Source organism: Sphingomonas sp. BLCC-B65 (genome assembly GCF_028550675.1).
Lineage (GTDB): Bacteria > Actinomycetota > Actinomycetes > Actinomycetales > Microbacteriaceae > Microbacterium.
This window is the reverse complement of record NZ_JAQQGL010000001.1, coordinates 653590-673437: the sequence shown is the minus strand read 5'-3', so window position 1 is coordinate 673437 and position 19848 is coordinate 653590. Positions and strand designations below refer to the sequence as shown.

The window sequence follows — 19848 nt, the reverse complement described above, 5'->3', positions numbered from 1 at the left end:
ATGAGCCGTCATGTCCTGAGTCTTCTGGTCGAGAACAAGCCGGGTCTGCTGACCCGGGTGGCCGGCCTGTTCGCCCGCCGCGGCTTCAACATCGAGTCGCTCGCGGTGGGCGTCACCGAGGTGCCCGGCCTGTCGCGTATCACGGTCGTCGTCGACGTCGAGGAGCTCCCGCTGGAGCAGGTGACCAAGCAGCTGAACAAGCTGATCAACGTCATCAAGATCGTCGAACTGGAGCCGGCGGCGTCCGTACAGCGCGAACACATGCTGATCAAGGTGCGCGCCGACAACCAGACGCGCTCCAACGTGATCGAGGTCGTGAACCTCTTCCGTGCGTCCGTGGTCGACTATGCGACGGACGCCCTCGTCGTCGAGGTCACGGGTGATCGCGGCAAGATCGACGCGATCCTTCGCGCCCTCGAGCCGTTCGGCATCAAGGAGCTCGCCCAGTCGGGCCTGTTGGCCATCGGCCGCGGCGGCAAGTCCATCACCGAACGCGTCCTGCGCGGCTGATTCCCTCACGGGCGCCTCGACTCGCTGCGCCCGCTCAATGACCGGAAAGAAATCAAGGAGAAACACACACCATGGCTGAGATCTTCTACGACTCCGACGCCGACCTGTCCGTCATCCAGAACAAGAAGGTCGCGATCGTCGGCTACGGCTCGCAGGGACACGCGCATGCGCAGAACCTCCGCGACTCGGGCGTCGAGGTCGTCATCGCGCTCAAGGACGGCTCGAAGTCGATCGCGAAGGCCCAGGAGGACGGCTTCGAGGTGAAGAACGTCGCCGATGCCACCGCATGGGCCGACCTGATCATGATCCTCGCGCCCGACCAGCACCAGCGCGGCATCTACAGCGAGAGCATCCTGCCGAACCTGTCGGCCGGCAAGACCCTGGCCTTCGCCCACGGCTTCAACATCCGCTTCGGCTACATCGACGCCCCCGAGGGTGTCGACGTGATCCTCGTCGCCCCGAAGGCGCCGGGGCACACCGTGCGTCGCGAGTTCGTCGCCGGCCGCGGCATCCCGGACATCATCGCCGTCGAGCGCGACGCCTCTGGCCACGCCTGGGAGACCGCGCTGTCGTACGCGAAGGCGATCGGCGGCACGCGCGCCGGCGTCATCAAGACCACGTTCACCGAAGAGACCGAGACCGACCTGTTCGGTGAGCAGGCCGTGCTCTGCGGTGGCGTGTCCCAGCTCGTCCAGTACGGCTTCGAGACGCTGACCGAGGCCGGCTACCAGCCGCAGATCGCGTACTTCGAGGTGCTGCACGAGCTCAAGCTCATCGTCGACCTCATGTGGGAGGGCGGAATCGCCAAGCAGCGCTGGTCGGTTTCCGACACCGCCGAGTACGGCGACTACGTCTCGGGCCCGCGTGTCATCGACCCGCGCGTCAAGGAGAACATGCAGGGCGTTCTGGCCGACATCCAGTCCGGCGCTTTCGCCGAGCGCTTCATCGGTGACCAGGACGCCGGTGCGCCCGAGTTCCAGGAGCTGCGTGCGAAGGCCGCCGCCCACCCGATCGAGGCCGTGGGCAAGGACCTGCGCGCCCTGTTCGCGTGGAAGCAGCAGGACGCCGACTACACCGAGGGCTCCGCCGCGCGCTGACCTCGTCCAGACCTCGGCACACCCGCCGAGAAGGCTTGCGAAAGCCACACCGGCCCGGCCCCCACACAAGGGGGCCGGGCCTTTCGCTTGCTAGCGTGACAGGATGACCGTCGCGTTGGAGATCGCCGTTCAGGATGTCGCGGGCGCCCGCGCCGCCATCGACGCAGGAGCGGACCGGCTCGAGCTCTGCCAGGCGCTGGCTGTCGGTGGGCTCACGCCGTCGATCGCGCTGGTGGAGATGACGGTCGCCGCTGTCGGCGGGGAACGCGTGAACGTGCTCGTGCGTCCCCGCGCGGGAGGATTCGTCTACGACGACGACGAGATCGCCCTCGTCGCTGCCGACATCCACGCGGTGAGGGCCGCCGGGGCGGCGGGTGTCGTCGTCGGCGCACTGACTCGCGACGGGCACCTCGACGCGGCGGCGCTGCGCAGGTGGAGAGACGCCGCCGGCGACGGCACGCTCGTCTTCCACCGGGCGATCGACGCGGCAGACTCGCCGCTCGCCGTTCTCGATGGGCTCGCCGCGGCCGGTGTCGACCGTGTGCTGAGCTCGGGCGGGGCCGCGCGATCGGTCGACGGCACGGAGGTGCTGCGACGTCTGGTCTCGGCGGGCACCGGTGTCGAGATCATGGCCGGCGGCAGCATCCGCGTGGGCGACATCGCGCGTATCGCGGACGCGGGCGTCGACGCCGTGCATCTGTCCGCCCGGGCCGTCACCGGTCTCGACGTCCCGTCGGGGCCCGGGGGAGGAACGGGCGGCCACGACGTCACCGACCCGGTCGTGGTGGCGGCAGCTGCGGCCGCGGTGCGCAGTACGCTTTCGGAGTGAGCACGCCACGTGATGACGACGCCCTGACCTGGGACGGCGACGACGATCCCACTCTCGACGTGGGACACCGTCCCACCGTCGAGTCGACGCCCGAGCCGGCGCCCGAGCCGGAACCGGCCGTGCTTCCCGACGGATTCACCGCCGTCGGCAAGGGCAGCGCCACCGTCGGCCACATCGACGCGGACGGCACCGTCACGATGCCCGATGAGCCGACGCAGATGTCGAACGCGATGCTCGTGACGCTCGGCATCCTCGCCGGTGCCTACCTGCTCTTCGCGATCGGCTGGATCATCGGCGGCCTGCGCCTGCAGGGCACGGCGGAGTTCCTGGTCAGCCCGGTGGGATACGCGGCGGCCCTGTGGCTGGCCGTCGCAGCGGCGCCGGTCTGGTTCCTCACGGTGTTCCTCCTGACGCGCGCCGCGAAGGCGTGGGTACGCGTGCTGCTGTTGGTCGGCGGGCTCGCGCTGCTCGTGCCGTGGCCGTTCATCCTCGTCGGGGCGGTGGGACGATGACCACGAGTGCTCCCACCCCGCCGCGGGCGCGTGTGCTGCCCACCTGGCTGATCGTCGCCATCTCGGTCGTGTTCGGCCTGTTCTATGCCTATTTCGTGTGGAACGCCGTCGGCTTCCTCTCGCAGGCGGCCTCCGGTGCCCAGCCGCTGAACGCCTACGGCTGGTTCGTACTGCTGCTGTCGGTTCTGTTCCCGCTGATCGCGTTCGGTGTCGCCTTCGCCGTCGGCTGGCGGCGGACGTGGTGGGAGTTCGCGCTCGTCCTCATGGCCGGTCTCTGCGTCGTCGCGGTGTTCTGGCTGAACATCCTGACGTACACGGTCGGACCGTCCGGCTCCTCGATGCTCGGCTGAGGGATCGCTTTTCCCCGGTCGTCACACGGTCGGGGGCGGTGCGGTGCGACCGGTAGGCTGGCATCCTTCCACCCGCTCCGATCCTGCGCAAAGGTCCTGCCGCTGTGTCCAAGCCTGTCGTCCTCATCGCCGAAGAACTCTCACCCGCCACGATCGACGCCCTGGGGCCGGACTTCGATGTCCGTCAGGTCGACGGCACCGACCGTCCCGCGCTCCTGTCGGCGCTGGCCGACGCCCACGCCATCCTGATCCGGTCGGCGACGAAGGTGGATGCCGAGGCGATCGCCGCGGCTCCCGTGCTCAAGGTCGTCGCGCGCGCCGGCGTCGGACTGGACAACGTCGACATCAAAGCCGCCACGGCGGCCGGCGTCATGGTCGTCAACGCGCCGACCTCCAACATCATCTCGGCGGCCGAGTTGACGATCGGGCACATCCTCAGCCTTGCCCGGCACATCCCGGCCGCACATGCCTCGCTCGCCGCCGGTGCGTGGAAGCGCAGCTCCTTCACGGGCACGGAACTCTTCGAGAAGACGGTCGGCATCATCGGCCTCGGCCGCATCGGCGCCCTCATCGCCGCGCGTCTGCAGGCATTCGGCGTGAGTGTCGTGGCGTACGACCCGTACGTCACGCCGACGCGCGCACAGCAGCTCGGTGTGACGCTGCTGAGCTTGGACGACCTGCTCGCGCAGAGCGACTTCGTCACGATCCACATGCCGAAGACGCCCGAGACGACGGGCATGATCGGCGCGGCGCAGTTCGCGCTGATGAAGCCGACCGCGTACGTGGTGAATGTCGCGCGTGGCGGGCTCATCGACGAGGAGGCGCTGTACACAGCGCTGACCACGGGCGAGATCGCCGGCGCCGGCCTCGACGTGTTCACGAGCGAGCCGCCGAAGGCCGACGGCACCGCGTTCCCGCTGCTGTCGCTGCCGAACGTCGTCGTCACCCCGCATCTGGGTGCCTCGACCGATGAAGCGCAGGAGAAGGCCGGAATCTCGGTGGCCCGTTCGGTCAAGCTCGCCCTCGAAGGCGACCTCGTGCCCGACGCCGTCAACGTCGCCGGCGGCGTCATCGACCCGTTCGTGCGTCCCGGCATCGCCCTCGTCGAGCAGCTCGGACAGGTCTTCTCGGGCCTTGCGACCAGCGCCCTCACGAGCCTCGACATCGAGGTGCGCGGCGAGCTCGCTGCGTACGACGTGAGCGTGTACCGCCTCGCGGCGCTGAAGGGCATCTTCACGAAGATCGTCAGCGAGAACGTGTCGTACGTGAATGCGCCGCTGTTCGCCGAGCAGCGCGGCATCGAGACGCGCTTGATCGTCGAGGCGGACAGCCCGCTGTACCGCAACATCACGATCCTGCGCGGCACCCTTTCGGACGGCACCGTTCTCGAAGTGGCCGGAACGCTTGCCGGCACGCGGATGGTCCCGAAGATCGTCGGCATCAACGGCTACGAGATCGAGGTGCCGATCGACAAGCACCACATCCTCATGCGCTATGCGGACCGCCCGGGCATCGTCGCGATCTACGGGCAGAAGCTCGGTGAGGCGGGGATCAACATCGCCGGTCTGTTCGTCGCTCAGCCCGACGCCTCGGGTCGCGCTCTCTCGGTGCTCACGGTCGATCAGCCCGTGCCGGACGCGATCCTCGACGACACCCGCGAGGCCATCGGCGCCGACCTCTTCCGTCAGCTGGAGATCGTCGAAGCCTGATCCCGCGCCCGCGGGTGTTCGCCGTGCCACGACATCCCGCCGTCGAGCCGCCATGACCTCTCCGAGCCGCTATGGTTTGGCGCGCAGCACCATAGCGGCTCGGTGAGAACGTGGCGGCTCGGCAGGATGCGTGCGGGGTCAGCGGACCGCGCGCTCGACGAGAGCGACGAGGGCGTCCAGCGCGTCGCCGCGGGGGACCGGCCCCGGGATCGATCCGCCCGACAGTGCGTTGTTGAAGTACAGGCCGTCGCCCACGAGCATCACGAGATCGAGCGCGGCGCCGTCGGGAGCGTACGGACGCAGGGCGTCCGCCCACTTCTCCCTGACCTCGCGCAGTGCTTCCGCGGCTTGGCCGTTGCCGCCCTGAGCCAGGCGGGAGGTGGCGAGGATGACGCGGTCGATCGGGTCGTTCGACATGACCGATGAATGCAGATAGTGGGCGATGGGGCCGCCCGGGTAGGTCGACATCGCCGCGACGTCCTCGTCGACGAGGGTCTGGAGGCGTTCGATGAGACCTGCCTCGAGCATCTCCTTCGAGGCGAAGTGGTAGAGCAGGCCGCCTTTGGAGACACCCGCGGCCCGCGCCGTCGCATCGATCGTCGCCGCTCGCTCGCCCTCGTCGACGAGGATCGCCTCGAAGGCGTCGAGCACCTTCTCGCGGGCCAGGGGAGGGCGACTCATGGTCTCGATCGTATCCAGCGAGCGGCATCCATGTCTGTTACTATACCGGCTGGACGGTTTACAAATGATGACACTGACTGAAGAGATCACCCTGGCCGAGTCGAACGGGAAGCGCGTGGGATGGCGCGGCTGGCTCGCACTGATCGTGCTGATGCTGCCGGTTCTGCTCGTCTCTGTGGACAACACGGTGCTGAGCTTTGCCCTGCCCGACATCGCCCTGAGCCTGAACCCCTCCAGCGCCCAGCAGCTGTGGATCATCGACGCCTATCCGCTGGTGCTCGCGGGGCTGCTGGTGACGATGGGCACGCTCGGCGACCGCTTCGGGCGTCGACGGATGCTGCTGATCGGCGCGACCGGCTTTGCCGCGGTGTCGGTGCTGGCCGCCTTCGCGCCCAGCGCCGCCTGGCTCATCGCCGCACGTGCCGGTATGGGCGTGTTCGGCGCGATGCTGATGCCGTCGACCCTGTCGCTGCTGCGCAGCATCTTCGCCGACCGCGACCAGCGCCGCATGGCGATCGCGGTATGGGCGTCGATGTTCTCCGCGGGGGCGGCCCTGGGGCCGATCGTCGGCGGGATCTTGCTCGAGCACTTCGCGTGGGGCTCGGTCTTCCTCATGTCGGTGCCGGTTCTCGTGCCGCTGCTGATCCTGGCGCCGCTGCTGGTGCCCGAGAGCCGTGATCCGCGCCCTGGACGCATCGACCCGATCAGCATCGCTCTGTCGATGTTGACGATGGTGCCGATCGTCTACGCGATCAAGGAGGTCGCGGTGCACGGCTTCGGCGTGCTCCCGGTGGTGCTGACGATCGCCGGGCTCGGCTTCGGTGTCGTGTTCGTTCGCCGTCAGCTCGCTTCCGCGCAGCCGATGCTCGACATGCGGCTGTTCGCCCGTGGCACCTTCAGCGGCGCGCTGCTGGTGAACCTGCTCAGCGTCGTCTCTCTCGTGGGCTTCCTGTACTTCGTCGCGCAGCATCTGCAGCTCATCGTCGGTCTGTCGCCGATGGAGGCGGGATTCGCGCTCGTTCCCGGCATGGCGGCGATGATCGTCGCCGGACTGCTCGTCGTGCCGATCGCCCGCCGCGTCTCGGCGCGCGTGATCGTTCCGATCGCACTGTCGTTCTCGGTCATCGCCTACCTGCTCGTTCCCGGCGCGGTCGGAGACGGCGCCCTGGCGCTGCTGATCGCCGCCTTCGTGCTGCTGGGCATCGGCATCGGTGCCGCCGAGACGGTGTCGAACGAGCTCATTCTCGCCAGTGCGCCGCCGGCGAAGGCCGGCGCGGCCAGCGCCGTGTCGGAGACGGCCTACGAGCTGGGCGCCGTCTTGGGCACGGCGGTGCTCGGCGGCATCCTGACAGCCGCGTATCGCACGGGCATCGTGCTCCCTGCGGGTGTCGAGGGTGCCACGGCGGATGCCGCGCGCGAGACCCTGGCAGGGGCGATGACCGTCGCGGGCGCCCTGGACGGTGCCACCGCCGATGCGCTGCGCACGGCGGCGGCTCACGCTTTCGACGCGGGTGTCGGCATCACCGCGGTGATCGGAGCCGTGCTCGTCGCCATCGCAGCGGTCATCGCGGCCACTACGCTGAAGGGGTCGCGCAGCGCCCACGTCGAGCACTGATCCGTCCTCACGGACGTCCGCACCGACGGCGCCGCGCATGCCCGAGTACGAGCTGTGTCGAGGAGTTCCATGTCGCGTGTGATCAAGCTGGCCGTCATCCCCGGTGACGGCATCGGTCCGGAGGTCGTCGCAGAGGCGGAGAAGGTGCTCGACGCCGTGACCGCGGCATCCGAGGTCACCTTCGACAAGACGCGCTTCTCCCTCGGGGCGGCGCGCTACCTCGAGACGGGAGACACGCTCACGGACCATGATCTGGCCGCCATCGCCGCACACGACGCGATCCTGCTCGGTGCCGTCGGGGGCGTACCGGGCGATCCGCGTCTGAAGGACGCGAACATCGAGCGTGGGCTGCTGTTGAAGCTGCGGTTCTCGCTAGATCACTACGTCAATCTGCGTCCTTCGAAGCTGTATGCGGGAGCGCCGGGGCCGCTTGCCGATCCCGGTGAGATCGACTTCGTCGTGGTCCGGGAGGGCACGGAGGGACCCTACGTCGGTAACGGCGGTTCCATCCGCACCGGGACACCGCACGAGGTGGCCAACGAGACGTCGGTCAACACGGCCTTCGGCATCGAGCGCGTCGTCCGGTACGCGTTCGCTCATGCCGAGCGCCGCCGCAAGAAGGTGACCCTCGTGCACAAGACGAACGTCCTGGTGCACGCCGGCGGGATGTGGAAGCGGATCGTGGATGCCGTGGCATCGGAGCACCCCGAGGTGACCGTAGACTATGTGCACATCGACGCGGCCACCATCTATCTGGTCACGAACCCGGGCCGCTTCGACGTGATCGTCACCGACAACCTCTTCGGCGACATCCTCACCGACTTGGCCGGCGCCGTCACCGGAGGCATCGGCCTCGCCGCTTCGGGGAACATCAACCCCGACGGCGCGTTCCCCTCGATGTTCGAGCCCGTGCACGGCTCGGCGCCGGACATCGCGGGACAGCAGAAGGCCGACCCCACGGCCGCGATCCTCTCCGTCGCCCTCATGCTCGATCATCTCGGGCTCGCCGACGAAGCCGCGCGCGTCACCCGCGCCGTCGAGGAGGACATCGCCCACAGGGGCTCCGCACCCCGCGCCACCGCTCAGGTCGGCGACGCCATCGCCGCCGCGGTGCAGGCGTAGCCTGGAACCGCCGCACGTACGCCGACCGCTCACACCCTCAGGACACGACATGAGCCTCATCTACGAACCCGACGCCGGACTCGCCCCTCTGGAGTTCGCGGTCACCCGCAACCTCGCAGCGAAGTCCGCTGCGGAGCGCGAGCAGCTGCTCGCCGATCCTGCCTTCGGAACGACCTTCACGGACCACATGGTCGACATCTGCTGGTCGGTGCGCGGCGGGTGGCACCGTCCCCGCGTTCAGCCCTACGGCCCGCTGTCGCTCGACCCCGCTGCCGCCGTGCTGCATTACGGGCAGGAGATCTTCGAGGGCATCAAGGCCTACCGGCATGCCGACGGTTCCGTGTGGACCTTCCGTCCCGATCAGAACGGTCGTCGCCTGCAGCGCAGCGCACGACGCCTGGCGCTTCCCGAGCTGCCGGTGGAGTACTTCATCGAGTCCTTGAAGGCGCTCATCGCCGTCGACGGCGCCTGGGTGCCCTCCGGCGCCGACCAGAGCCTCTACCTGCGCCCGTTCATGTTCGCCAAGGAGGCGTTCTTGGGTGTGCGTCCGGCGAACAAGGTCGGTTACTACGTGATCGCCTCACCGGTCGGCGCGTACTTCAAGGGCGGCGCCAAGCCGGTGTCGATCTGGCTCAGTGAGGACTATGCGCGCGCGGGCAAGGGCGGCACGGGCGCGGCGAAGACGGGCGGCAACTACGCCGCCAGCCTGCTGCCGCAGGCGGAGGCGTACGAGCAGGGCTGCGACCAGGTCGTCTTCCTCGACCAGGATCGCAACGTGGAAGAGCTGGGCGGGATGAACGTCGTGTTCGTCTACAAGGACGGCACGATCGTGACGCCGCAGTCGGACTCGATCCTCGAAGGCATCACACGCGACTCGATCCTGCAGCTCGCTGCCGACCGCGGCCACAAGATCGAGGGCCGCGCGGTCTCGATCGACGAGTGGCGTTCGGGTGTCGCCTCCGGCGAGATCGTCGAGGTGTTCGCATGTGGCACCGCCGCCGTCGTCGCTCCGATCGGTGTGCTGAAGGGGCGCGACTTCGTCGACGAGCAGCCCCTCGGCCCGCTCGCCCAGTCGCTGCGCGACGAGCTCACCGACATCCAGTACGGGCGTCGCGACGACACGCACGGCTGGCTGGTGCGTCTCGACGAGCCGGTGACCGATGCGGAGCCGGCCGCGTGAGGATCGTCCGTTTCAGCCACAACGAGGCGATCCGCTTCGGCATCGTCGACGAGACCGAGCTGGTCGTCTTGGCGGGTGATCCGTTGTTCGCGGGTTTCGAGACGACGGGGGAGCGGGTTCCGCTCGGTGAGGTCGCGCTGCTCGCTCCTGTCATCCCGCGCTCGAAGATCGTCTGCGTCGGCAAGAACTACCGCGACCACGCCGCCGAGATGGGCGGCGAGGCTCCGGCCGCGCCGCTGCTGTTCCTGAAGCCGAACACCGCGGTGATCGGACCGGGAGATGCGATCGTGCGGCCTTCGCAGTCCGAGCGCACCGATTTCGAGGGCGAGCTCGCGATCGTGATCGGCCGTGTGGCCAAGAATGTCCCGGCATCCGCTGCGCTCGATTACGTGTTCGGGTACACGATCGGCAACGACGTGACCGCGCGTGATCTGCAGAAGTCGGATGGGCAGTGGGCGCGCGCCAAGGGGTTCGACACGTTCTGCCCGCTCGGTCCGGCGATCGAGACGGAGTTCGACCTCGAGGGCGGCGCGCGCATCGTGACGCGGGTGGACGGCGACGTGCGCCAGGATGGCCCGATCTCCGACATGGTGCACTCGGTGCCGGAGATCATCGCCTACGCCTCGGCCGCGTTCACGCTGCTGCCGGGGGATGTGATCCTCACCGGTACGCCGGCCGGCATCGGGCCGTTCGACGCGGGCCAGACCATCGAGATCGAGATCACGGGCCTGGGCACGCTGCGCAACACCGCGCGAAACGCGTGAGCGCCCTGGCGCCGGCGATGGACCTTGTCGCCGTCGCGCGTATCCAGCGGCGCACCGTCACCGTCCTCGCCGCCGGACAGGTGCTGGGCGGCATCGCCTTCGGCGCAACGGTCTCGCTCGGCGCGCTGCTCGCGGCCGATCTGTCGGGCCAGGAGGCGCTGTCGGGGCTGGCGACGGCATCCGTGACGCTCGGAGCATCGTTGTGCGCCATCCCGCTCGCGCGGATGGCGGCACGGCGCGGGCGACGGGTGGCGCTGACGCTCGGCAACCTCTTCGCGCTGATCGGCATCGGGATCGTCATCACGGCGGCCGCCGTGCGCAGCTTCCCGCTGCTGATCGTGGGTGTGGTGCTCATCGGCGCCGGCAACGCGGGCAATCTGCAGTCGCGCTTCGCCGCGACCGACCTCGCTCCCGCCCCGCGGCGCGGACGCGACCTCGGCACCGTCGTCTGGGCGACGACCGTCGGGGGTGTGGTGGGCCCGCTGCTTCTGACACCGGGAGAGGTCGTCGGCGCCGCGCTGCGGATGCCACCGCTCACGGGCTCGTACGCGTTCTCGATCGTGGCGCAGCTGATCGCTTTTGCGCTCTACGTGGCGGCGCTGCGACCCGACCCGCTCCTGCTCGCACAGCGCCTGGCGCGCAGCGGCGAGGCGCAGCGTGAGCGCATCGACGATGTCGACCGGCCGGTCGCCGCGCGTTATGCGGTCTTCGCGGTGGCCGGGTCGCACGTGGTGATGGCGTCGGTGATGGCGATGACGCCGATCCATCTGGCGCACCTGGCACCCGAGCACGTCACGCTCGTGGTCGGAACCACGATCGCGCTGCACGTGTTCGGCATGTATGGCTTGTCGCCGGTGTTCGGGGTGCTGGCCGACCGATGGGGACGCATCGCGACGATCCTCCTGGGTCAGGCGCTCCTGGCGGTGTCGCTGATCGTGGCGGCGACCATGCCCGATTCGCAATGGGCGGTGGTGGTCGCGCTGTTCCTGCTGGGAGCGGGGTGGAGCGCTGCGACCGTGTCGGGCGCAGCTCTGCTCACCGAGAGCTCTCCGACGAGCCTGCGGCCGCGACGGCAGGGGCTCAGCGACACGATCATGACCTTCAGCGCCGCTGTCGGCGCCGTGCTCGCGGGCGTCGTCCTCAGTCAGATCGGCTATGGCGGACTCGCGCTGGTCGCACTCGTGCTCGTCGTCGCGGTCACGGTGCTCTCGCCCTACGCGCGTCGCGGGTGAGGAGCGCCGCGAGGAGGTGTCAGCCGCGGAGGGCTGCGACGGCCCGGTCCACGTCGGTCTCGTCGTTGAACACGTGGAAGGCGACGCGCGCGCGCCCGTTGCGGCCGGATGCCGTGATGCCGGCGGCCTGCAGACGCGCGAGGTCGTCTCCGCCCGGGTCGACCCAGGTGACGATCGCCGTCGGGATGTCCGGTTGCTCCAGCTCCAGCGCCCGACGAAGGCGGGACGCGAGACCCGTGGCGTGAGCGTGGACGGCCGCGATGTCGGCCTGCGCGAATGTCCGCAGCGCGGGCTCGGCGCCGACGAATGCCTGCCAGGCGGGGGAGACGTCGAAGCGTCGCGCGCAGGCGGCGAGATCCGCGTCACCGCCGTAGCACGACGTCCAGGGATCGTCGCCGGCATACCACCCGGCCTGTGCGGGCGCGAGCGTGCGCGCGTAGTCCGCGCTCACCGACATGAAGGCGACGCCGCGCGGGCAGCACAGCCACTTGTAGGCGTGACAGAGCAGCGCATCGAATCGCCCGGCGTCGACCGGCATCCAGCCCACGGCCTGCGTGGCATCGCATACCGTGCGTGCACCGACCGCCGCTGCCGCGGTGCAGATGGCGTCGACGTCGGCGACGTGACCGCACGCGGACTGCACCAGGGAGAACGCGACGAGCGTCGTACTGGACGTGATCGCGTCGGCCAGGCGCGACAGCGGAGCGGTGCGGACGCGGATGCCGCGGCCTGCGTGCACGAACGGCAGGACGAGCGAGGAGAACTCGTGTTCCGGTACCAGGACCGTCGAACCCGCGGGGAGCGCCGCCGCGAGAAGTGCAACCTGAACCGACGTCTGGGAGCCGATCGCGACGCGCTCGGGGGCGACACCCACGAGCGACGCGAAGTGTGCTCGCGACTGCTCCACAGCGCGACTGTAGCTCGCGATGTCGGGGCGTCCGGCGAGGTCCGCGGCGACCGCGTGCCGCGTCGCGTCCATCGGCAGCCCCACCGTGCACGCGGCCAGGTAGCCGTCGGCGGAGCCGAACTCGGCGCGCACCGAGGCGAGGGGGTCGTGGACAGCGGTGATCATGGTTTCAGCTTCGCGCGTCGCGACGTATGCGTCTACGGCAGGTATTGCATGAGAAGCATGCCATGCGATGATGTGTACGTGAAGGAGATCGCCCCGGAACTGGACGTCCAGAGCCTGCGTACCGTGCGCGCGATCGCCGACACCGGCTCGATCACAGCGGCCGCCGCCGCTCTGGGATACAGTCAGCCCGCCATCAGCCAGCAGCTGCGGCGTGTGGAGAACCGGCTGGGGGTTGCGCTGATCGAGCGCGTCGGTCGCGGCGTGCGGCTGACGGAGGCCGGCCGTGTGCTCGCCCGTCATGCGCCGGCCGTGACGCACGCCTTCGACGCCGCCGCCGAAGAACTGGCACAGCTGAGGGGGCTGCGCACCGGTGTCGTCCGCCTTGTCGCCTTCCCCTCGGCTTCGCCCGTGCTCGTTCCCCGTCTGCTGGCGTCCCTCTCGGCATCCCACCCCGGACTCACGCTCACCTATGTGGAGGCGGAGCCACCGGAGGCGGTGGAAGCGATTCGCGAAGACCGCGCCGACATCGCGCTGACGTTCAGCTACCCGGGCGACCGCGACGACCCGCACGGATCGAGCGCCCGGGGGCTCACCGTACGCAGCGCGGGTCGCGACGACCTGCTGCTCGTGTTGCCCGGAGGCCATGCGGGTGTGGCGGACGTCGCGGCACTCGCCGACGCGACGTGGATCGCCGGTTGCCCACGCTGTCGCGGCCATCTGCTGGAGCTCTGCGGTCGCGCGGGGTTCGAACCGCGCATCGGGTTCGAGACCGACAATGCCGTCGCGGTCGAAGGACTCGTGGCGCAGGGGTTGGGCGTGGCGACGTTGCCGCGGATGGCGGTCGAGTCGTTCCCGCTGCTGCCCGGCGTGCAGACCGCTCCGCTGCCGCCGGCCGAGTCGCGCGGACTCCACGTCGTCACGGCACGCGACGCCGAGCGGGTCCCGTCGGTGAGCACCGTGCTCGAGGTGCTCGGGCGGGAACTCGCTGCGGTGCAATCCGCATCATCCTGACCCGCGGCGTGATCGCCGGACCGCGCCGCGCGCTCGTCGTCGCGACGCGGGGCTGACGATTCGCTGCGCCCGCCCGCCGCCTAGACTGGAGGCGATGTCTGCCGCGATCCATCCCCGTACCACCACCGCTTCCGGAACCGACGTCCGCGTACGGTTCTGCCCGTCGCCGACCGGCCTTCCGCACGTCGGCATGGTGCGCACGGCGCTCTACAACTGGGCGTACGCGCGACACACCGGCGGCAAGCTCATCTTCCGCGTCGAAGACACCGACGCCGCTCGCGACAGCGAGGAGAGCTACCGTCAGCTCGTCGACGCGCTCACCTGGCTGAAGATCGACTGGGACGAGGGCGTCGAGAAGGGCGGCCCGCACGAGCCGTACCGCCAGTCGCAGCGCCGCGACATCTACGCGGGCGTCCTCGAGACCCTGATCGCCTCGGGTGCCGTCTACGAGTCGTACTCGACGGCGGAGGAGATCGATGCGCGCAACGAGGCCGCAGGGCGAGCGAAGCAGCTGGGCTACGACAACTTCGACCGTGACCTCACCGAAGACCAGAAGGCCGCTTTCCGCGCCGAGGGCCGCGAGCCCGCGTGGCGCCTGCGCGTGCCCGATGAGGACCTGACGTACGTCGACCTCATCCGCGGCGAGGTGACGTTCCCTGCCGGCTCCTTCCCCGACTTCGTCGTCGTGCGCGCCGGTGGCCAGGCGCTTTACACCTTCACCAATCCGGTGGACGACGCGCTCATGGGCATCACCCACGTGATCCGCGGCGAGGACCTCATGCCCTCGACGGCGCGTCAGCTCGCCCTCTACGGTGCGCTCATCGAGGCCGGTGTGACCGACTTCATGCCCCGATTCGGTCATATGCCGCTCGTCCTCGGCGAGACCGGCAACAAGAAGCTCTCCAAGCGCGACCCGCAGGCCGACCTGTTCCTGCATCGTGAGCGGGGCTTCATCCACGAGGGGCTGCTGAACTACCTCGCGCTGCTCGGCTGGTCGATCGCCGCCGATCGCGACGTCTTCTCGCTCGAGGAGTTCATCGCGGCGTTCGACATCGTCGACGTGAACCCCAATCCCGCCCGTTTCGACCAGAAGAAGGCCGAGTCGATCAACGGTGACCACATCCGAATGCTCGCCGCCGAGGACTTTGCCGCCCGGCTCGTTCCGTATCTGCGTGCCGCGGGTCTGATCGAGAATCCGCCCACCGCCGTGCAGCAGGCGACACTGGATGCCGCCGCGCCTCTCGTGCAGGAGCGCATGCAGCTGCTCGGTGAGGCGCCCGGGCTGCTGGGCTTCCTGTTCCGCGACGATGTCGTGTACGAAGACGATGCGCTGAAGGGTCTGCCCGCCAATGCGGGAGAGGTACTCGTGGCATCCGTGGGAGCACTGGAGCTGGTACCCGAGCACGGATTCACCGCTGCGGCGGTGCAGGATGCGCTGTCGGCGGCGCTGATCGACGGTCTGGGGCTGAAGCCGCGAGTCGCCTACGGCCCACTCCGGGTTGCCGTCAGCGGACGACGCGTATCGCCGCCGCTGTTCGAATCGATGGAGCTGCTCGGCAAGTCCGCATCGGTGCGCCGCCTCGGCGCACTCGTTCAGCACCTCGGCTGAGACAGCTGTCGCAGCCCATCAGGCGCCGCAGGAGTAGAGGCCTGACATCGGGGCGTCCATGACTTCGGTGCAGTTCGCCACGACCCACGTGCGTATCTGACCGGCCGCGGTGCTCGCGGTGTCGGTGCCGCCGAGCCCGCCCGACGGGCCTCCGCCACCGCCAAAGCCACCGTTGCCGGCGATCACGTACCGCAGCTTCCCGTCGGCGACGAGCGTCTGGAATGCCGCGAGCGTCGGTGCCGGATCACGCTCGTCGAAGCCGCCGATGGGCAGGAACGACCCGCCGTCCGAGGCCAGGATGAGCGAGGCTGCGCTCTGCGCCCCGAAGGTCGCGGCGAGGTACGCGGTGCCCTGTTGGTGCTCCGTCAGCCAGGCCACGGTAGCGGCGGCGCCTGTGCCCGCCTCGCCGGACGAAGCGGCGAAACCGCCGGAGTTGCGAGTGCCCGTGCCCTGCCCGCTGGAACGTTCGCGTGCTCCGTCGGTTGAGGCTCCGGTCTGTCCGCCAGACCGCGAGAACCCGTCCCCGCGATGCCCCGCCCCGAGCGGCCCCAAGGCACCGCTCCCGGATCCGGAGGCCCCCGAGCCGGGTCCGCCGAGGCCTGTTGCTCCCGGTGCGCCGCCGCGGGTACCGGGTCCGAACCCTCCGAAGCCGCCGACACCGCCGATGCCGGACACACTGGCGACGCCGGCCGCGGTCGGGTTGGTCGAGTTGGGCGACCACATCGTCACGACGGCCCAGCTCGCCGGCGTCAGCAGCATGGCGATCGCAGCGACGACGGCAGTGAGCAGCCGCGGGTGTGCCCGACGGTGGTCCACCACGACGGCTGCCACCGCGGCGACGGCGACGAGAACCTGTGCCACCGCCATCGGCAGTGAGAATGCGGCTCCGCGGTCGGAGGCGACACTCAGGCTGATGATCAGCGCCGTCGTGGCCGCGACAGCCGGGAGTGCGATCTGCGCCCACAGGATGCGGCGTCGCCGCGCCCAGGCGAACGCGGCGCCGGTCAGCAGCGCCATCGGGATGGCCATCGAGGCGGTGTAGAACTGGTGCATTCCGGCCACGAGCGAGAACATTCCGGCGAACGTGACGAACCACACGGCCCCGAACACCAGCAACGGCAGGCGGAAACGAAGGACCGCGAGGATCACGATGGCGAGGATCGCGGTCGGGATCAACCACCCGATCTGATCGGCCAGTGAACCGTTCAGCAGCCGCACGGCAGAGGGGGTTCCCGAGAACGGCGGAGTGAATGAGCGGTAGGCCGCGCTGTCGGCGGTCGTGGAGCCGAACCTGCCGAGTCCGTTGTAGCCGAACACCATCTCCCACGGATTGTTCGTCAACGTGCTGCCGATATAGGGGCGGTCGGATGCCGGAACGAGCGAGACCGCGATGATCCAGCCCAACGACAGCACGAGGCTGAGCGCTGCGGACACGGCGACGTGCCAGACCCGGCGCCACCACGGCTGTCGGGTGCAGAGATAGGCGACGGCGAGTGCAGGCCAGACCGCCCACGCCTCGAGCATGTAGGTCTGGAAGCCGGCGGCGATGAACACGCCCGCCAGTACCAACCATCCGAAGCTGGCCCGGCGCAACGCGTGCGTCGCTGCCCACGCCGTCAAGGCGAGGGCGAGCACGAAGAACGTCTCTGGCTGGTTGGAGCGCGCGACCGCGACCAGGATGGGCGTCGTGGCGACGACCGCCCCGGCGACGAGGCCCGAGGTGATGCCCGCCCATCGCCGTGCGGTGATCGCGGTCACCACGGCCGCGACCGCCGCGGCCAGCGCGTTCGGAATGATGACCGCGGCGGGGGAGAAGCCGAAGAGGCGTACGGCGAGGGCGGGGATCCAGAACGAACCGGGGATCTTGTCCAGGGTGATCGTTCCGGCCGGGTCGAACGAGCCGAAGAAGAAGTTCGGCCAGCTGCGGCTCATCGACAGCGCGATCGACGCGTAGTAGTCGGACATCGAACCCCCGACGCCCCAGGCTGTGAGGATCGCGGCCGCGACTGCCATGACGAGGAGGGACCAGTGCCACGGCGTGCCCATCCGCCGCCGGGTCGTCGCGGCGGTGTGGACGGGCGAGAAGGCGGCGGCGGGGGAGGCGGGGAGCGCGGTCACAACGGTCACCGTAGGACCGCTTCACCAGCGGCGTCGTTGTGCGGCCTATGAAATCGCCCGGATCGCGCCCGTCAGTCCGACGCCCACGTCGCCCAGATGACGTTCTGGCCGTCGATCTGTTGGGGACCGGCCCCCACCGCGTACCGGGCTGAGCTGGCGTCCTCACCGTCGAGCCACCAGATGTAGGCGCCGTAGCCGGAACTCTGCTGGTACCCCGCGGCCGTCAGCGTGGCGCCGATCTGCGCGATGGCGGCGTCCGCGTCGCCGACGAAGATCGCTCCCTTGCGCTTCGTTCCGCCGTAGTCGTCCTCGACGTAGCAGGCCGGCGAGGCGCCGGGCTTTCCCGCTTCCGGAAAGACGAACCGGGTGGGGTCGGCGGGAGAGGGATTCAGGTAGCCGTTGGCGTCCATGAACGAGATCATCGCGTCGGTGCAGCCGAACAGCTGACCGCCGCCGACGGCCGCCGGTGTGCCGGCCTCGGCGGTGGGACCGGCGTCGTTCTCGGTGACGGACGGCGTCGATGCGGGCGAGGCCGCGCAACCGGCGAGCACGAGGACGGCGATGGCCGTCGCGGGCAGGAGCAACGGGGATTTCACACGGCTCAGTGTCCGGCCTGCCCGGCGTCGGGGCAATGCGTGGTCCGGCTGGTTTGGACTCGGTCCGCGCGTGGGCTAAGCTAGACCCTCGGTACGACTTCGGTCGTCACCCCCTGGGGTATGGTGTAATTGGCAACACGGCTGATTCTGGTTCAGTTGTTCTTGGTTCGAGTCCAGGTACCCCAGCAAGACAGATAGCCCCGGAGATCGGCGTCACAGCGGTAACCGGGGCTCTTGCTTTTTCGGTCGGAGCGCGCTCGGCGTCCGTGTTATCGTGCGATAACACCCGTGCCCGAGAGGAAACCTGCATGGCGACCGGCCGACGTCCGCCCGCGCGCAACGAGGAACTCCTCGACGCGTCGGTGCGGGCATTCGCGCCGCGCGGCTACTTCGGTACGTCGACCGCCGAGGTCGCGAAGGCGATGGGTGTCTCGCAGCCCTACGTCATCCGCACCTTCGGGTCGAAACGAGAGCTCTTCCTGCGCACGCACGCACACGCCGCGGCGGCCATCCTCACGGCGTTCCGATCCGCATCGCGTGGTCGCGTCGCCGGCGACGGATTCGACGCCGAGCGCGTCGGCGCCGCGTATCGAGATCTCGTGCGCGCCCGTCCTGAAGCCGTCCTGGTGTGGGCTCACGCCTTCTCTGCGGCGACGGCGGAGCCCGCCATCGGCGACGAGTCCCGCCGGATGTTCCAGGAGGTCTATCGCGCGCTGCGCGAGCTGGGTGCCTCCGACATGCAGATGTGGGCGTTCATGGCCCGCGGCATGCTCATCAACACGCTCCTGCTCATGCAGGCCCCCCGTTTCGCCGCCGACTACGACTTCGCCCCCCTCATCGATCTGGTCTTCAGCTCGGCATCCGCTCCCGTCCCCTCCGATGCCCAGCGCATCCGACACGAACAGGAAACGTCACGTGAGTGATCTCGTCCCCTTCACCGACAACTTCAACGATCTGTCGAACGCCGACGGCTATCAGTTCGAGTTCCGTTGCGAGCGCTGCGGAAACGGCTACCGCTCGGCCTTCCGTCGCGACCCGCGTGCGGCCGGTCAGAAGCTGGCCCGGGGACTGGGCAACCTCTTCGGCGGATCGCTGTACGAGATCAGCTCCATGGCCGATCGCCTCCTGGACCGCGGCACGAACTCGCCCGCGAAAGACGAGGCGCTGCGCGCCGCAACGGCAGAGATCGCCCCGAGGTTTCATCAGTGCCGGGCGTGCAGCGACTGGGTGTGCGGTGACGTGTGCTGGAACGACGCCGTCGGACAGTGTGTACGGTGCTCCCCGATCGCGACGGAGGAACTGGCCCAGCTGCAGGCCGAGGCGCGCCGCCGGCAGATGCAGGAGCGACTCGAGACGGTCGACCTCCTGGGCGGAATGGATCTGAAGACGCAGGCGCAGCCGCGCTGCGCAGCGTGCGGTGCGCAGTCCCACGGAGGCAAGTTCTGCGGCGAGTGCGGGTCACCGCTCGCCGTCGTCGCGGCGTGCCGCGGCTGCGGTACCGACAACCCCGCCGGTGCCAAGTTCTGCGCGGAATGCGGCACGTCTCTGGCGGGCTGACCCCTCGCGCGCGGCAGTGACGCTCTCTATGCTCTGGGCATGACTGAACCCACGCAGAGCCAGCTCGAAGCCTCCGACAAGGTCGACAAGCGCACGATCGGCGGCGAGATCCGGTACTACCTCAAAGACATCAAGGCGCATTGGCCGGCCGTCGTCGAGCAACACCCGGATGCCGCGGGCCACGAGGCCTGGTGGACGGCGGACGGCACGTTCCACGCGACGCACGAGCAGCTGCGCCGCGACGCGATGATCGGCGGGATCGTCTGAATCGACCTCGTCCCCGC

20 protein-coding genes and 1 tRNA gene are annotated in these 19848 nt (G+C 69.4%); 17 read left to right on the top strand and 4 right to left on the bottom strand.

The annotated features are described in order from the left end of the window. The 6 genes from ilvN (at position 1) to serA (ending at position 5007) form a co-directional block, all read left to right on the top strand. On the top strand, positions 1–510 hold the full coding sequence (gene ilvN, locus PP359_RS03325; RefSeq protein ID WP_036290481.1) for an acetolactate synthase small subunit: 510 nt from the start codon (positions 1–3) through the stop codon (positions 508–510). 71 nt (positions 511–581) lie between these two features. Next, complete coding sequence (ilvC, locus tag PP359_RS03320; protein ID WP_039415608.1) at positions 582–1607, top strand: ketol-acid reductoisomerase; 1026 nt, start codon at positions 582–584, stop codon at positions 1605–1607. A 103-nt stretch (positions 1608–1710) separates the two neighbouring features. Then, positions 1711–2436: a copper homeostasis protein CutC gene (locus PP359_RS03315; protein WP_036318367.1), complete on the top strand. Its 726-nt coding sequence runs from the start codon at positions 1711–1713 to the stop codon at positions 2434–2436. Then, complete coding sequence (locus tag PP359_RS03310) at positions 2433–2948, top strand: hypothetical protein (RefSeq protein ID WP_036318366.1); 516 nt, start codon at positions 2433–2435, stop codon at positions 2946–2948. The genes PP359_RS03315 and PP359_RS03310 overlap by 4 nt, the downstream gene beginning before the upstream one ends. Further along, positions 2945–3298 (top strand): hypothetical protein, encoded by a 354-nt coding sequence (locus PP359_RS03305; RefSeq protein WP_036318365.1) that lies wholly within the window; start codon positions 2945–2947, stop codon positions 3296–3298. Before PP359_RS03310 ends, PP359_RS03305 begins: the two co-directional genes overlap by 4 nt. A 104-nt stretch (positions 3299–3402) precedes the next feature. Further along, complete coding sequence (gene serA / locus PP359_RS03300) at positions 3403–5007, top strand: phosphoglycerate dehydrogenase (protein ID WP_499249893.1); 1605 nt, start codon at positions 3403–3405, stop codon at positions 5005–5007. A 138-nt stretch (positions 5008–5145) separates the two neighbouring features. On the opposite strand, the gene PP359_RS03295 is transcribed toward serA, so the two are convergent. Further along, complete coding sequence (locus PP359_RS03295; protein WP_347417252.1) at positions 5146–5688, bottom strand: TetR/AcrR family transcriptional regulator; 543 nt, start codon at positions 5686–5688, stop codon at positions 5146–5148. A 64-nt stretch (positions 5689–5752) separates the two neighbouring features. On the opposite strand from PP359_RS03295, the gene PP359_RS03290 reads away from it, so the two are divergent. The 5 genes from PP359_RS03290 to PP359_RS03270 all read left to right on the top strand — a co-directional run bounded on the left by PP359_RS03290 (position 5753) and on the right by PP359_RS03270 (position 11601). Continuing rightward, the gene (locus PP359_RS03290) at positions 5753–7303 is read left to right on the top strand and encodes an MFS transporter (RefSeq protein WP_499249892.1); all 1551 of its coding nucleotides are present in this window, start codon (positions 5753–5755) and stop codon (positions 7301–7303) included. A gap of 69 nt (positions 7304–7372) precedes the next feature. Continuing rightward, positions 7373–8425 carry a 3-isopropylmalate dehydrogenase gene (locus PP359_RS03285; protein WP_036318361.1) on the top strand — a complete coding sequence of 351 codons (1053 nt, stop codon included), beginning with the start codon at positions 7373–7375 and terminating at the stop codon, positions 8423–8425. Positions 8426–8474: 49 nt separating this feature from the next. Next, positions 8475–9605: a branched-chain amino acid aminotransferase gene (locus tag PP359_RS03280; RefSeq protein WP_036318360.1), complete on the top strand. Its 1131-nt coding sequence runs from the start codon at positions 8475–8477 to the stop codon at positions 9603–9605. After that, the gene (locus PP359_RS03275) at positions 9602–10369 is read left to right on the top strand and encodes a fumarylacetoacetate hydrolase family protein (protein ID WP_039415594.1); all 768 of its coding nucleotides are present in this window, start codon (positions 9602–9604) and stop codon (positions 10367–10369) included. The genes PP359_RS03280 and PP359_RS03275 overlap by 4 nt, the downstream gene beginning before the upstream one ends. Beyond that, positions 10366–11601 (top strand): MFS transporter, encoded by a 1236-nt coding sequence (locus tag PP359_RS03270; protein ID WP_499249891.1) that lies wholly within the window; start codon positions 10366–10368, stop codon positions 11599–11601. Before PP359_RS03275 ends, PP359_RS03270 begins: the two co-directional genes overlap by 4 nt. Before the next feature lie 19 nt (positions 11602–11620). Here the strand turns inward: PP359_RS03270 and PP359_RS03265 are convergent, their stop codons facing one another. After that, positions 11621–12673 (bottom strand): aminotransferase class V-fold PLP-dependent enzyme, encoded by a 1053-nt coding sequence (locus PP359_RS03265; RefSeq protein WP_499249890.1) that lies wholly within the window; start codon positions 12671–12673, stop codon positions 11621–11623. A 78-nt stretch (positions 12674–12751) separates the two neighbouring features. On the opposite strand from PP359_RS03265, the gene PP359_RS03260 reads away from it, so the two are divergent. After that, positions 12752–13684, top strand: a complete 933-nt coding sequence (locus PP359_RS03260) for a LysR family transcriptional regulator (RefSeq protein WP_499249889.1) — start codon at positions 12752–12754, stop codon at positions 13682–13684. Positions 13685–13778: 94 nt separating this feature from the next. Further along, the gene (gene gltX, locus PP359_RS03255) at positions 13779–15293 is read left to right on the top strand and encodes a glutamate--tRNA ligase (RefSeq protein ID WP_499249888.1); all 1515 of its coding nucleotides are present in this window, start codon (positions 13779–13781) and stop codon (positions 15291–15293) included. An 18-nt stretch (positions 15294–15311) separates the two neighbouring features. Here the strand turns inward: gltX and PP359_RS03250 are convergent, their stop codons facing one another. Further along, the gene (locus PP359_RS03250; RefSeq protein ID WP_347417256.1) at positions 15312–17411 is read right to left on the bottom strand and encodes an ArnT family glycosyltransferase; all 2100 of its coding nucleotides are present in this window, start codon (positions 17409–17411) and stop codon (positions 15312–15314) included. Between the two features lie 71 nt (positions 17412–17482). Beyond that, positions 17483–18007 (bottom strand): hypothetical protein, encoded by a 525-nt coding sequence (locus PP359_RS03245; protein ID WP_347417257.1) that lies wholly within the window; start codon positions 18005–18007, stop codon positions 17483–17485. A 114-nt stretch (positions 18008–18121) separates the two neighbouring features. Between PP359_RS03245 and PP359_RS03240 the strand changes: the two genes are divergently transcribed. The 4 genes from PP359_RS03240 to PP359_RS03225 all read left to right on the top strand — a co-directional run bounded on the left by PP359_RS03240 (position 18122) and on the right by PP359_RS03225 (position 19831). After that, positions 18122–18193 (top strand) — tRNA-Gln (locus PP359_RS03240). A gap of 122 nt (positions 18194–18315) precedes the next feature. Further along, positions 18316–18930 carry a TetR/AcrR family transcriptional regulator gene (locus tag PP359_RS03235; RefSeq protein WP_347417258.1) on the top strand — a complete coding sequence of 205 codons (615 nt, stop codon included), beginning with the start codon at positions 18316–18318 and terminating at the stop codon, positions 18928–18930. Next, positions 18923–19564 carry a zinc ribbon domain-containing protein gene (locus tag PP359_RS03230; protein WP_039415578.1) on the top strand — a complete coding sequence of 214 codons (642 nt, stop codon included), beginning with the start codon at positions 18923–18925 and terminating at the stop codon, positions 19562–19564. The genes PP359_RS03235 and PP359_RS03230 overlap by 8 nt, the downstream gene beginning before the upstream one ends. A 39-nt stretch (positions 19565–19603) precedes the next feature. Beyond that, positions 19604–19831 carry a hypothetical protein gene (locus tag PP359_RS03225; RefSeq protein WP_036318229.1) on the top strand — a complete coding sequence of 76 codons (228 nt, stop codon included), beginning with the start codon at positions 19604–19606 and terminating at the stop codon, positions 19829–19831. Positions 19832–19848: the final 17 nt, after the last annotated feature.